Source organism: Nonomuraea endophytica, from assembly GCF_014203235.1.
GTDB lineage: Bacteria > Actinomycetota > Actinomycetes > Streptosporangiales > Streptosporangiaceae > Nonomuraea > Nonomuraea endophytica.
Genome location: NZ_JACHIN010000004.1, coordinates 35,569 through 49,170 on the forward strand (window position 1 = coordinate 35,569; position 13,602 = coordinate 49,170).

Here is a 13,602-nt window from a genome sequence, read left to right on the forward strand (position 1 = left end):
GCGGAACGGGGGGAACCGCCGGTCACAAGCGGATGACCAGCGATGATCACTCTGAGTAGCCATGCTAGGGGACGCTGAGAGTGCGTGCGCCCCTTCCGCGGGGCGGCGCAGGGACAGTCCCTGCGGGACGGGGGGTGTCCCGACGAGCATCAGTTGGTCCCGAGGTATTCGTTCAGCTCTTCCCGGTATCTCACAAACTCACTCTCTTTATCGGTGAATTTCGTGATTCTATGCTCCGGATCGGTGGTGACAAACCAGTACCAATCACCCTCGGCAGGGTTCAAAGCCGCCATCAGCGCCTTCTCTCCAGGGTTGGAGATCGGTCCCGGCGGCAGCCCCTCGCGGAGGTAGGTGTTGTACGGCGAGCGCACCCGGGTGTCCTTCTCCGAGACCTTGAGCGTGCGGCGGCTCTGGGCGTACAGCACGGTGGTGTCGAGCTGCAGCGGCATGCCCAGCCCCATCCGGTTGTAGATCACCCTGGCGATCTTCGGATAGTCGGCGTCCCTGCCGCCCTCGGCCTGGACGATGCTGGCCACCGTCACGACCTCCAGCGGCGTCAGGTTCACCTCGGGAGCACGCTGCGCCAGCTTCACCTCCCTGGCCGCCGTCGTGAACCGCTCCACCATCGCCGCGACCACGTCCGTGGCGGAGGAGTCCGGGTCGATCTCGTACGTCGCCGGGAACAGGAACCCCTCCACGCCCCGCGCGTACTCCGGCAGCCCGAGCAGGTCGGTGTCGACCGAGCGCAGCTCGTTCAGCGGCAGCCCGCCCTGGGCCGCCACCCGCCGGAACACCTCCTCGGCCCGCATGCCCTCCGGCACCGACACCTTCTTCACGACCCGCGACCCGGGATGCAGCAGCATGTCCACGGCCGCCCCCGCCGCCATGCCCTTGCGCAGCCGGTAGTGCCCCGGCCGCAGCCGGTCGGCGACCGCCTTCTGCTCGGTGGCGTTGATGAACGAACGCGCGCTCGCCACCACCCCCGCCGCCGTCAGCGCCGCGCCGACCTCTCCCGCGCTGGAGCCGGGCTGGATGCGCACCGTGACCGCGCCGCTCCCCTGCCCGTCGAAGTCATCGGGCAGCAGGTACGGCTTCGCCACCACATAACCACCCACACCCACCGCCACCACCGACGCGGCGAACCCGGCCACCAGCAACCCCTTGGTCCGCCGGGTGAGACCACGCTGGGCGGGCAGGGGCACGGTCTCCGCGCCCACCTCCTCGGCCACGTCGATCTCCCCACCGGCCAGCAGTTCCTCGGCCAGCGAGCCCGGGTCGTCCTTGGCCCCGCCCTGGGGCGGAACGGCGGCGGCGAGCCCCGCCCCATCCCAGGCCCGATCCTGCCCAGCCCTGGACCCCGCCTCGCCTCCCGGCGACCCCTGCTCAGGCACAAAGGCCCCCCGCCCGGCCCGCTCCCCCGCAGCCGACGGCTCCGCGGGCGCGGCGCCCACAGACGACCGCTCCGTAGGCGCGGCTCCCGCCGACGACCGCTCCGCGGGCACGGCCGGCTCCGCAGGTGCGGCGGCCGAAGACGACGCACCCCCGGCCGGCTTCTCCGCAGGCGAAGGCTCCGGAGACGGTGCGTCTTCGGGTGATGGGTCTTCGGGACGGGAGTCCGGGGCAGAGTCGGCCGGGTGCTCGGTTCCGCTCACCGGGCCGTCCCGTCGTCCGCCCCGGCGGGCGGATCGACGGGTCTGCCGGGTGGCTCGCCTGTGGCGCGTTCCCGGTCGAGGGCGTCCTGCAGCAGCACCACGGCGGCCGCCTGGTCGACGACCCCGCGCTGCTTCTTGGCCTTGACCCCGCTGGCCCGCAGCCCCTGCTGGGCGGCGACCGTGGTCAGCCGCTCGTCGTAGAGCCGGACCGGGATGGGCGCCAGCCGTACCGAAAGAGAGCGGGCGAAGGCGCGGGCCAGCTCGGCGGCCTGCCCCTCGCGGCCGGACAGCGAGGTGGGCAGGCCCACGATCACCTCGATCGCCTCGTGCTCGGCGGCGATCGCCGCGATCCTGGTCTGGTCGCCCTTGCCGCGCCTGACCGTTTCGACCGGGGTGGCCAGCAGTCCCGAGGGGTCGCTGCGGGCCACGCCGATGCGTACGGACCCGACGTCGACGCCGAGCCTTGTGCCGAACCTCATGTCAGGTGAGCTGCTCACCGACGGACCGCTCGACAGCCTGCAGCGCCTGGTCGACGGCGCCCGCGTCGGTGCCACCGCCCTGCGCGACATCGTCCTTGCCGCCACCGCCACCCCCAAGTGCCTTGGCGGCGACGCCGACCAGTCGCCCGGCCTTGAGACCACGCTCGCGTCCCGCCTCGTTGACCGCGGCAACCACCACGGGCCGTTCGGTGGGGGCCCCAGCGATCACGACGACCGCCGGGCGGTCGGCCGGGAACCTGCCGCGCACATCAAGCGCGAGCTTACGCAGGTCATCGGCACCGGTTCCATCAGGCGCGCGGTGCGCGACGAAGGAGACTCCGTGCAGGTCACGAGCCTGCGCCGCGAGCTCGCCGGCGATCTGGAGCACCTGGGCCGAGCGCAGCTTCTCCAGGTCCTTCTCGGCGACGCGCAGCCGGGACACGATGCCCTCGATGCGCTCGGGCAGCTCCTCGCGGCGGGCCTTGAGCTGCTCGGTGAGCTGGGCGACGAGCAGGCTCTCACGGGCCAGGAAGCGGAAGGCGTCGATGCCGACCAGCGCCTCGACGCGGCGCACGCCGGCGCCGACGGACTGCTCGCCGAGCACCTTGACCAGGCCGAGCTGGCCGGAGCTGTGGACGTGGGTGCCGCCGCACAGCTCGCGGGAGTAGTCGCCGATCTCGACGACACGGACCTCGTCGCCGTACTTCTCGCCGAACATGGCCAGGGCGCCCATGGCGCGCGCCTCGGCCTGCGTGGTGTAGAAGGCGTTGACCTGGAGGTCGTTGATGAGGATGGCGTTGACCTCGTCCTCGACGTCGCGCAGCACGCTCTGCGGCACGGCGCCGGCGGCGGTGAAGTCGAAGCGGAAGCGGCCGGGCGAGTTCTCCGAGCCGGCCTGCGCCGCGGTCTCGCCGAGCGCGTTCTTGAACCCGCGGTGGACGAGGTGGGTGGCGCTGTGGCTGCGCGAGATCGCGCGGCGGCGCTCGATGTCGATCTCGGCGTGCGCCTCGTCGCCGGCCCTGATCTCGCCCTCGCGCACGCGTCCGCGGTGGACGACCAGGCCGCCGATGGGCGACTGCACGTCGAGGATCTCGGCCTCGCCGCCGCTGGTGCGGATGACGCCCTGGTCGGCGAGCTGGCCGCCGCCCTCGGCGTAGAAGGGGGTACGGCCCAGCACGATCTCGACCGTGGCGCCCTTGCCGGCGACGGGCACGGTGGCGCCGTCGACGAGGATGCCCAGGATGGTGGAGTCGGCTTCGGTGGCGTCGTAGCCGAGGAACTCGACCTTGCCCGCCTTCTCCAGCAGCGTGCCGAAGACGGAGATGTCGGCATTGCCGGTCTTCTTGGCCTTCGCGTCGGCCTTGGCGCGCTCGCGCTGCTCCTTCATGAGGCGGCGGAAGCCGTCCTCGTCGACCTGCAGGCCCTGCTCGGCCGCCATCTCCAGGGTGAGGTCGATGGGGAAGCCATAGGTGTCGTGGAGCTGGAAGGCCTGGTCGCCGGAGAGCGTGCGGCCGGACTTGCGCTTGGTCTCCTCGACCGCGACGTCGAAGATCGCGGTGCCGGTGCGCAGCGTGCCGAGGAAGGAGGCCTCCTCGGCGTCGACGACCGCGTGGATCTGCGGGGCGTCGGCCTTGAGCTCGGGGTAGGTCTCGCCCATCGCGTCGATGGTGACGTCGGTGAGCTCGTGCATGTAGCGCTCTTCGCCGGAGCCCAGCAGGCGCAGGTTGCGGATCGAGCGGCGCAGGATGCGGCGCAGCACGTAGCCGCGGCCCTCGTTGCTGGGCGCGACGCCGTCGGCGACCAGCATGGTGCCGGTGCGGACGTGGTCGGCGATCACCCGCAGGCTGATGTCGGCGCGCGGGTCGCGGCCGTAGCGGGTCTTGGTGAGCTCGGCGGCCTTGTCGAGGATCTTGTAGGTGGTGTCGATCTCGTAGAGGTTGTCGACGCCCTGCAGGATCGTCGCCATGCGCTCCAGGCCCATGCCGGTGTCGATGTTCTTGGCGGGCAGCTCGCCCGCGACGTCGAAGTCGACCTTCGAGCGCACCGCGCTGAGCTGGTACTGCATGAAGACGTTGTTCCAGACCTCGAGATAACGGTCCTCGTCGGCCACCGGGCCGCCGTCCCTGCCGTATTCCTGGCCGCGGTCGTAGTAGATCTCCGAGCAGGGGCCGCCGGGGCCGGGCACGCCCATGTGCCAGTAGTTGTCCTCCAGGCCGCGGCGCTGGATGCGCTCCATGGGCACGCCGACCTTGTTGTGCCAGATGTCGATCGCCTCGTCGTCGTCGAGGAAGACCGTCACCCAGAGCTTCTCCTCCGGGAAGCCGAAGCCGCCGTCGGACTCGGCGTTGGTCAGCAGCTCCCAGGCGAAGGGGATCGCCTGGTCCTTGAAGTAGTCGCCGAAGGAGAAGTTGCCGAGCATCTGGAAGAACGTCGCGTGGCGCGTGGTCTTGCCGACCTCTTCGATGTCGGGCGTGCGCACGCACTTCTGCACACTGGCCAGCCGGGCCGCCGGAGGCTTGCGCTGCCCCAGGAAGTACGGCTTGAACGGGACCATGCCCGCGGGCACCAGCAGCAACGTGGGGTCTTCGGCGATCAGGCTGGCCGAGGGCACTACTTTGTGCCCACGCTCCTCGAAGAAGCGCAGGAAGCGGCGAGCGATTTCTGCCGACTCCATATCAGCCATCCTTTGCAATCAGTGGTGGTTGTCACTGTTGTCGAGCCCGAAGCGGGCGCGCAACATGGTTTCGCGCTCGGCGGCCTCGCCGAGCGCGTCCGAGGTAAAGTCTCTCACCTGCTCAAGCAGCCCGGCCGCGTTGTTCACGGTACGGCGGGCGACATGCTCGGGACGCAGGGCCTGCAGCCTGCGCATCACCCAAACGGCGGTGAACGCGCCGAGCGACAGGTAGAACAGGCGGCGGATCATCCGTGCCGCCTCACTTTGCGGTGCGGGCGGCGGGCCTGGATCGCCCTGCGCACACCGTAGCTGAGCGCCGAGACCTTGATCAGCGGGCCGGTGAAGATCGTCTGCGTCACCCCGCTGAGCTTGGCCGCGTGCGAGCTGACCTGCTTGACGTCCTTCGTGATCGCCTCGACCGCGACGAGCTGGCGGTTGGCCTCGTTGACCGTGACGGTGACGTCTTCGAGCAACGGCACCACCCGCGCGCTCAGGTCGGAGACCATCTTGGTGGTCTCGGTGAGCAGCCGGGCGAGCTTGACGAGCACCATGGCCAGCACGCAGACCAGGACTATCCAGCCCGTGGCGGCGATCAGCCCGGCGACCTCTCCAGCGGTAAGCACTCCGCTCATCTCCCTCTTACGCTGGGCCGGAACGCCAAGACCCTATCGCGTCCGCCCGACAGAAGAGGGCATCAAAGGTCGGCGGCAGGGCCCAGCGCGCGTGTGCGGCCCACCGGCAGCCGCTCAGGCACCACCCGCCACCTGCCACAGCACCGTGTCCGCAGCACGCCCACCGAAACGCGCGCCGACCTCGGTGAGCTCACCCAAGCGGGCGACGGCCTCGGTGGGGCTCACCCAAGCGGGCTTTCAGACGAGTTCGCGGGGGCCGCCGCCGAACGCGTCCACGCAGAGCTGGGCGAAGCCGTTCACGCAGGGCAGCTGGAGCAGCCAGCCGGCCAGCGCCCAGCCGAGGTGGACGTGGGTGAGCACGTGCGCGATGGCCGCGACGCCCTGCGCCCGCAGGCCGTCGGCGCGCTCGTAGGTGATGCGGCGCAGCCCGGCCGGGTGGGTCTCCGCGGCGACGACCCGCAGCGCGACCGGACCGCGGCGCTCGATCCAGGCGCCGACCTGGGAGCACTGCCCGCACGTGGCGGCCACGTACACGGTCGCGGGCACCGCGGCGGGCCGCCAGCGCGGCAGCCATGCCCGCACGGCGGCCCGGTAGGCGGCCCAGCCGGCGCCGAAGCGCCGCGTGAGCTGTTCGCCCTCGTGCCAGGCCGCCAGCCCGGCGCCGTAGGCGAAGCTGATCGCCGCGGCGGCGAGGAAGCGCACGTCGAGTACGGCCAGCAGCACGTACCCGGCGGTCATCGCCACCTGCATGGGATTGCGCACATAGGCGTAGGGCCCGCCGGTCACCAGCCGGCGGGGCGGGTCGTACGGAAAGGGCGTGCCCCCGCCCGTCCTCGCGAACTCCCGCACCGCCGACGCCCCCATCACGAACGGCACCGCCAGCACCTGCGCCATCAGCGCCAGCACCCAGGCGGGCTGCCGCCAAGCCCCGAGCAGCAGCACGGGCGCGACGACCCCGAGCCCCACGGCCAGCACCACCTGGAACCCGGCGCGGGCCAGAGGCAGCGTCCCCCGCACGGTCCAGCGGATCAGCAGCAGTCCGGGCACGAGCGCGAGCCCGACCGCCACCGTCTCGCCGATCAGCCAGTCAGGCCCGAGCACCACCACCGGTTCGGCCATCGGCATCACCGCCAGGTCGAACCAGGCAAGCCCGGCGGCGCCGAGCGCCAGGGGCGCCTCGGGGAAGGCCAGCGCGGGCAGCGCGCCCCACAGCAGCGCCCAGCCGAGCAGCAGGTCGAGCGGCACTCCGGCCAGCGTGCCGCCCTCGGCGTGGAAGGTCCACCAGCCGCTCTGGTTGACGGCCATGAGCACCATGGCGTTCCAGCCGGTGGCCAGGATGGCGGCGGCGATACGCGGCGGCCCGAGCCGGTCGGCCCGCGCGGCCAGCAGGGCCGCCACGAGGACGGCGGCCAGGGGCAGCATCAGACCGAGCCCCCTGATCAGGGTCGCGCTCACCGGGCACCGGCGAAGGTCTGGGCCAGGTAACCGGCGGCCTCGGTGACGGCGTAACTCTGGATCGGGCCGAAGTACCAGGAGGGGTCGAAGGTCCTGCGGTAGCTGAGCGCGACGGTGAGGCGGACGCCGTTCCAGGTGAACGCGGCTTCGCGCAGCTCCAGCCAGCGGGCCAGCGTGGTGTCGCGGGCCACCTCGAACACCACCCGGCCTGGGGCGCTCTCCTTCACCCGCAGCGTCATCGAGCGCGGCTCGGGCTTGGCCCCGATGCCCAGGGAGCGGCGCGGGTTGAAGACGATCTCGCGGGTCGCGCCGGGTTCGAGCCCGGTGCCGCTCGCCGACAGCGGCCGAGGGAAGCCGAGCTTGAGCACGGTCGAGGTGAAGGGCGCGAAGCGGGGCGGCGCGGCCAGCGCGGCGGCCACGTCCCCGGCGGCGGCCACGGACGCGCTGACCATCTCGTCACGCGGCATCGACGTGGCCTCGCCGGTCCCTTCGAGCATGACCAGCATGAGCAGCGGCGCGGCGAGGATCTGCGGGCCCTTGGGCCTCTCGGCGCTCAGGTAGTCGGCGAAAGTCCCGAACAGCGCCCCCACCAGGTAGAACAGCGGCGCGGCGAACACCAGGCAGACGATCCCCTCGCCCAGCAGCGGGCCGGCCAGCGCGAGCCCGACGGTGATGACCGCCATCACCACCCCCAGGGCCGAGCGCGGCTTGGCGACCAGAACCACGGTGATCGCGATGATCGCGGGCACGCCCACGTAGAACACCGCCGTCTGCTCCAGCCCGCCGGCGTGCAGCAGCCGGTAGACCACCATCGCCGCGAACAGCGCGCTCACCACGCCCGCCAAGGTCATGCGGGCGGCTTTCCGCTCCATCGCGAACCCCTTAACCGAATGCTTTAATCGAACGCTCAAACCATACGACAAAGCTCGGCCGGGCAGAAGACCCGGGTCGCCCTCAGCCGGTGGCGCGCACCAGTTCGATCTCGAAGCCCGCGGCGTTCTCCAGGTAGGCCGCGTGGTGGGCGGGACCGCCCGCGTGGGGGTGGCGGTCGGCGAACATCAGCGTCCAGCCGTGCTCGCCCGCCTCCTCGGCCAGCGCGTCGGGGTCGTCCACGTGGAAGGCGAGGTGGTTGAGCCCGGCGCGCAGCCGGTCGTGGCGGCCGGGCACGCGGGCCGGCGACTCCTCCAGCACCACGTACGTGGCGCCGAGCAGCCAGGACCGCCCGCCCTCCCAGCTCTGGAACTCCGTGTAGCCCAGCCGCTCGAACAGCCAGGCGAAGCCGGGCAGGACCTCACTCAGGGAGTCGACCCAGAGCTCGACGTGGTGGAGCGTGCCGTGCACGGCGCTCACTCGCCCCGGAGGAAGGCGCGGATCTTGGCCCACCGCTCGGCGACCGGCGCTTCCGCGCCGTGCTTGGTCGGCTCGTAATAACGCCGCTCGCGCACCTGCTCCGGCGCGTAGTCCTGGCGGACGACGCCGTGGTCGAAGTCGTGCGGGTATTTGTAGCCGTCGCCGTGGCCGAGCTTGGCCGCGCCCGCGTAGTGGGCGTCGCGCAGATGGCCGGGCACCTGGCCGATGAGGCCCTTGCGCACGTCGGTCGCCGCGGCGCCGATGGCCTTCACCACGGCGTTGGATTTCGGGGCCATCGCGCAGTGGATGACCGCGTGCGCCAGGTTGATCTGACCCTCCGGCAGGCCGATGAGCTGGACGGCCTGGGCCACGGCCACCGCGGTCTGCAGGCAGGTGGGGTCGGCCATGCCGACGTCCTCGGAGGCGAAGATGACGATGCGCCTGGCGATGAAGCGGGGGTCCTCGCCCGCCTCGATCATGCGGGCCAGGTAGTGGAGCGCGGCGTCGGCGTCGGAGCCGCGCATCGACTTGATGAAGGCGCTGATGACGTCGTAGTGCTGGTCGCCCTGGCGGTCGTAGCGGACGGCCGCCTTGTCGACGGCCTTCTCGACCACCTCGACGGTGATGTCGTCGGCCAGGAGCGCCGCCGCCTCCAGGTAGGTCAGGGAGCGCCGGGCGTCGCCGCCCGCCAGCCGTACGAGATGGTCGAGGGCCTCGGGGGCCAGGCTCGCGCGGCCGCCGAGGCCGCGCTCCTCGGCGACGGCGCGCTCCAGGACGGCGCGGATGTCGTCGTCGGACAGCGACTCCAGCGTCAGCAGCAGCGAGCGCGACAGCAGCGGGGAGATGACGGAGAAGTACGGGTTTTCGGTGGTGGCGCCGATGAAGGTGACCCAGCGGTTCTCGACGGCGGGCAGCAGCGCGTCCTGCTGGGCCTTGTTGAAGCGGTGGACCTCGTCGACGAACAGCACGGTCTGGCGGCCGGTCATGCCGAGCTCGCGCCGGGCGTTGTCGATGGCGGCGCGCACGTCCTTGACGCCCGCAGAGACGGCGGAGATCTCGACGAAGCGGCGCTTGGTGACGTTGGAGACCACGTACGCGAGCGTGGTCTTGCCCGTGCCGGGCGGCCCCCAGAGGAACAGCGACATCGGCGCTTCGCTCTCGACCAGCCGGCGCAGCGGCGTGCCGGGACCGAGCAGGTGCCGCTGGCCGATCACCTCGTCGAGGGTGCGGGGGCGCATCCGCACGGCGAGCGGCTGCGGAGTGGCCTCCTCAGCCGCCGAATCGAACAGGCTATCCACAAATCGAGACTACAGGGTCCACACCGCTCGCGCTCCCGAGTCACCGGCGCGGAACACGTAGTACGCGGCCACGAGCGCCGCCACGACCGTGAGCACGGAGAGGACCAGCCCCACGGTCTTGTTGCGGGCGGCGAAGACCAGCAGCAACGACAGGGCGCCGAGTGCCAGCGTGGACAGCAGCAGCGGGGTGGCGAAGCTCTCGTGGGTGGCGATGCGCTGACCCAGGTCGCCGTCGGCGGTGGCGAACCTGGCCTCCTTCAGCGCCATGCCGCTCTGCCTGGCCGCGAAGACCGCGACGGGCGCCAGCACCGACAGGGCCACCACCGCCCAGGCCAGTTGCGGCCGCCAGCGCGAGACCGCCGCGTAGACCACGGAAACGGCCACGAGCAGCGGTGTCAGCACCACGGCGAAATGGATGATCAGGGGATGGGCGGGCAGCCCGAGGATCTCGTTGAACATGGCAGCACTCCGTTCTCATTTCAACTACGTATGAGGCAAGGACCTGGTTCCCGTCCCTTCCGCCACTTACGTACACCACATAAGGGAGGCCGGTAGCATTCGCGAAGTTGTTTGGTCATGTGTCGGCAAAGATGGAGGACATATCCGTGAGCGGCGACGACCGCCAGAGCGAACTGGCGCGAGAGCACAAGGAGCGGCAGGAGCGGCGTGCTGCTGGGGACAACGCCAAGGGCAGGCGTAACGCCTTCATCGGCGGCGGTGTGGCCCTCGTCCTGGTCGCCGGCGGCATCGTGGCCGCCACCACCCTCCTCGGCGGCGGCGACGACGCCAAGAAGGTCGCGGCGACGTCCTCGCCGTCCCCGTCCTCCAGCGTCTCCTCGGAGCCCGAGCCTTCGATGACGCCGAAGACCGGCCCGATCAGCTGCACGTACAACAAGGACACCCAGGACGTGCCGAAGAAGTTCGTCGGCTTCCCGCCCAAGAAGCCGGGCGACTCCTTGAAGATCAAGACGATGACCGTGGTCACGAACCGCGGCGACATCGTGATCCAGGTGGACCCGAAGTTCACCCCGTGCACGGTCAACTCCATGAACTTCCTGGCCAAGAAGAACTTCTACGACAACACCAAGTGCCACCGCCTGGTGGTGCCGGAGAACTCGGGCCTGTTCCTGCTGCAGTGCGGCGACGCGCTGGCCAAGGCCGACGGCAAGAACCCCACCGACGGCCAGGGCACCGCCGGCTACGTCTACGGCGACGAGGCCGCCGGGGCCATGCCGTACACCCGCGGCGTGGTCTTCCTGACCCAGCCGACCGACGCGCAGGGGCAGAACTCCAGCCAGTTCGCCATCTCGATGTCGAACGAGAACACGCAGCTCGACCCGGCCTACTCGATCCTCGGCATGGTGACCAGCGGCCTGGAGATCATCGACAAGGCCGCCAAGGAGGGCTTCATCGTCAACCCTGACGACGTCACGGGCGACGGCGGCTCCACGGCGCCGAAGAACCCGTTCATCATCAAGGACGTGAAGATGTCCACCAAGTGATGGTGATTCCCGTCACAAGCGGCTGATCGGCCACTTCCGCGGGGCCAGAGTGGATCTGGACCCAAAGGAGTGGCCATATGCCGAAAGACATGCCGGAAAACCTGCCTTTCGAGTTCTTCTTCTCTCCCGAGTTCAGCGCGAACCCGTACCCGATGTACGCGGAGCTGCGCGCCAAGGGCCCGGTGCACCGGGTGGACTTCCCGCCGGGCGCCGAGGCGTACGTGGTGGTCGACTATGAGCACGGCCGCGCGGCGCTGGCCGACCCTCGGCTGTCCAAGGACATCAACAGCGGCCCGGAATGGTTCCGCGAGGCGGTCCGCGACGGCGACCCGATCCTCGCCGACAACATGCTCATGGCGGATCCTCCCGACCACACGCGGCTGCGCAAGGTCGTCCAGCGGGCCTTCACCCCGCGCCGCATCGAGCTGCTGAGGCCCAGGATCGAGCAGATCACCGCCGAGCTCCTGGACGGGATCGCGGGCCGGGGCCGGGCCGAGCTCATCGCCGACTTCGCCTTCCCGCTGCCGATCGTCGTCATCTGCGAGCTGATGGGCGTGCCGGTCGAGGACCGCGAGCTGTTCCGTGAGTGGTCGGGGGCGCTGATCGATCCCCCGATCGACGAGAAGCAGCAGGCCAGGAAGGTGCGGGCCACCGAGTCGCTGCGCGTCTACTTCACCGACCTGATCGCCGAGCGCCGCGCCGACCCTGGCGAGGACCTGGTCAGCGTGCTGGTCACCAGCGACGAGCTGGATGACAGGGAGCTGGTGTCCACGCTGGCGCTGCTGCTGATCGCCGGGCACGAGACGACCGTCAACCTCATCGGCAACGGCATGCTGGCCCTGCTGCTCGACCCGGAGCAGTTCGCACTGCTCAAGAGCCGTCCCGAGCTGGTGCCGAACGCCGTGGAGGAGTTCCTGCGCTTCGACGCGCCCGTGGAGCGCGGCACGTTCAGGATCGCGGTCGAGGACATGGAGATCGCCGGGATACCGGTCGGCAAGGGCGCGTTCGTCCACGTCTCCATCGGCGCCGCCGGCCGCGACCCCCGGGCCAACGCGCACCCCGACGGGCTGGACGTGGCCCGCCAGGACACCCGGCACGTCTCCTTCGGCCACGGCATCCACTTCTGCCTGGGCGCGCCGCTGGCCCGGCTGGAGGCTCAGATCGCCTTCGCCATGCTGCTGGAGCGCCTGCCGGACCTGCGGCTCGACTGCCGCGAGGACGAGCTCTCGTGGCGGCTGAGCGGTTCGATCGTGCGCTCGCTTTCCGCCCTGCCCGTGGCGTTCTAGGGTGATCTCCGTGCCGGAGAAACTACCGTTCGAGTTCCTTGTCACTCCCGACTTCAACCGCGACCCCTACACCGCCTACGACGGCCTGCGCGCCGGGGGTCCCGTGTATCCGATCGACTTCCCGCCCGGGATGGACGCGTTCCTGATCATCGACCACGAAGTCGGGCGGGCCGCGCTCAACGACCCCAGGCTGTCGAAGGACATCACGGTCTTCGGCGACTACTTCCGCAAGCTCGCCGACTCCGACGACCTGCTGTTCCAGTCGAACATGCTCCAGGTCGACCCGCCCGAGCACACCCGGCTGCGCCGCGTGGTCTCCAAGGACTTCACGCCGCGGCGGGTCGAGGCGCTGCGCCCGCGCGTCCAGGAGATCACCGACGAGCTCATCGACGCCATGGAGATGAACGGCAGCGCGGAGCTGATCGACGAGTTCGCCTTCCCGCTGCCGATCATCGTCATCTGCGAGCTGCTCGGCGTGCCCGCGGAGGACCGCGAGCGGTTCCGCGAATGGTCGGGGCTGCTGATCAACCCCAGCTTCGACCCCGAGGGCACCAGGGTGCGGCAGCAGGCGGCCCGCGACACGCAGGCCTACTTCGCCCGCCTGGTCGCCGAGCGGCGCGCCGATCCGCGCGAGGACCTGGTCAGCGCGCTGGCCAACGGCGGCGACCTGGACGACCGCGAGCTGCTGTCCACGCTCACGCTGCTGCTGATCGCCGGGCACGAGACGACCGTCAACCTCATCGGCAACGGCATGCTGGCCCTGCTGCGCAACCCCGACCAGCTCGCACTGCTGCGCGGCGAGCCGGAGCTGCTGCCGGACGCGATCGAGGAGTTCCTGCGCTTCGACGGGCCGGTCGAGCGCTCCACTCCCCGCTTCGCCGCCGAGGACGTGGAGATCGCCGGGGTGGCGGTGCCGCGCGGCGCGATGGTGCACATCTCGCTGGGCGCCGCCGGACACGACCCCGCCGCCGTCTCCTCGCCGCAGGAGCTCGACATCACCCGCCGCGACAACCGTCACCTCGCCTTCGGGCACGGCATCCACTTCTGCCTGGGCGCGCCGCTGGCCCGGATGGAGGGGCGGATCGCCATCGGCACGCTGCTCGCCCGCCTGCCCGGCCTCGCGCTGGACTGCGCGGAGGAGGAGCTGGCGTGGCGGCCGCCGGGCTCGGTGGTGCGCGGCCTGGCGCGGCTTCCCGTCCGCTTCTGATCGCCGGTACGGCTACCGCCCGCCGATCGGGGCGCGGCGGGCGGGGGCCTGATCGGACGAGGCTTGA

At 70.9% G+C, this 13,602-nt stretch carries 13 protein-coding genes; 3 read left to right on the top strand and 10 right to left on the bottom strand.

Features of this window, described 5'->3' with window-relative positions; all coding sequences use genetic code 11:
- Positions 1–149: 149 nt before the first annotated feature.
- The 10 genes from mltG to HNR40_RS15710 all read right to left on the bottom strand — a co-directional run bounded on the left by mltG (position 150) and on the right by HNR40_RS15710 (position 9,999).
- On the bottom strand, positions 150–1,391 hold the full coding sequence (gene mltG, locus HNR40_RS15665; RefSeq protein ID WP_312896367.1) for an endolytic transglycosylase MltG: 1,242 nt from the start codon (positions 1,389–1,391) through the stop codon (positions 150–152).
- A gap of 257 nt (positions 1,392–1,648) precedes the next feature.
- The gene (gene ruvX / locus HNR40_RS15670; RefSeq protein ID WP_184961814.1) at positions 1,649–2,131 is read right to left on the bottom strand and encodes a Holliday junction resolvase RuvX; all 483 of its coding nucleotides are present in this window, start codon (positions 2,129–2,131) and stop codon (positions 1,649–1,651) included.
- A gap of 1 nt (position 2,132) precedes the next feature.
- Positions 2,133–4,805 (bottom strand): alanine--tRNA ligase, encoded by a 2,673-nt coding sequence (alaS, locus tag HNR40_RS15675; protein ID WP_184961816.1) that lies wholly within the window; start codon positions 4,803–4,805, stop codon positions 2,133–2,135.
- Positions 4,806–4,823: 18 nt separating this feature from the next.
- Positions 4,824–5,054 (bottom strand): hypothetical protein, encoded by a 231-nt coding sequence (locus tag HNR40_RS15680; protein ID WP_184961818.1) that lies wholly within the window; start codon positions 5,052–5,054, stop codon positions 4,824–4,826.
- A complete protein-coding gene (locus HNR40_RS15685; protein ID WP_221340450.1) occupies positions 5,051–5,437 on the bottom strand; it encodes a DUF948 domain-containing protein in 387 nt (128 codons plus the stop codon). The genes HNR40_RS15680 and HNR40_RS15685 overlap by 4 nt, the downstream gene beginning before the upstream one ends.
- A 237-nt stretch (positions 5,438–5,674) precedes the next feature.
- Positions 5,675–6,892, bottom strand: coding sequence for a methyltransferase family protein (locus tag HNR40_RS15690; RefSeq protein ID WP_312896368.1), 1,218 nt, complete (start codon positions 6,890–6,892; stop codon positions 5,675–5,677).
- A complete protein-coding gene (locus HNR40_RS15695; protein ID WP_184961819.1) occupies positions 6,889–7,764 on the bottom strand; it encodes a hypothetical protein in 876 nt (291 codons plus the stop codon). The genes HNR40_RS15690 and HNR40_RS15695 overlap by 4 nt, the downstream gene beginning before the upstream one ends.
- Before the next feature lie 82 nt (positions 7,765–7,846).
- Entirely contained in the window at positions 7,847–8,233 is a 387-nt protein-coding gene (locus HNR40_RS15700; RefSeq protein ID WP_312896369.1) for a VOC family protein, read from the bottom strand.
- 5 nt (positions 8,234–8,238) lie between these two features.
- Entirely contained in the window at positions 8,239–9,480 is a 1,242-nt protein-coding gene (locus tag HNR40_RS15705; RefSeq protein ID WP_246509185.1) for a replication-associated recombination protein A, read from the bottom strand.
- Positions 9,481–9,549: 69 nt separating this feature from the next.
- Entirely contained in the window at positions 9,550–9,999 is a 450-nt protein-coding gene (locus tag HNR40_RS15710; RefSeq protein ID WP_184961825.1) for a DUF2231 domain-containing protein, read from the bottom strand.
- A gap of 146 nt (positions 10,000–10,145) precedes the next feature.
- Here HNR40_RS15710 and HNR40_RS15715 point away from each other — a divergent pair, with 146 nt between their 5' ends.
- The 3 genes from HNR40_RS15715 (at position 10,146) to HNR40_RS15725 (ending at position 13,535) form a co-directional block, all read left to right on the top strand.
- Positions 10,146–11,042, top strand: coding sequence for a peptidylprolyl isomerase (locus HNR40_RS15715; RefSeq protein ID WP_184961827.1), 897 nt, complete (start codon positions 10,146–10,148; stop codon positions 11,040–11,042).
- Positions 11,043–11,119: 77 nt separating this feature from the next.
- A complete protein-coding gene (locus HNR40_RS15720) occupies positions 11,120–12,328 on the top strand; it encodes a cytochrome P450 family protein (RefSeq protein ID WP_221340452.1) in 1,209 nt (402 codons plus the stop codon).
- 10 nt (positions 12,329–12,338) lie between these two features.
- Positions 12,339–13,535, top strand: a complete 1,197-nt coding sequence (locus tag HNR40_RS15725) for a cytochrome P450 family protein (RefSeq protein WP_312896370.1) — start codon at positions 12,339–12,341, stop codon at positions 13,533–13,535.
- Positions 13,536–13,602 lie beyond the last annotated feature (67 nt).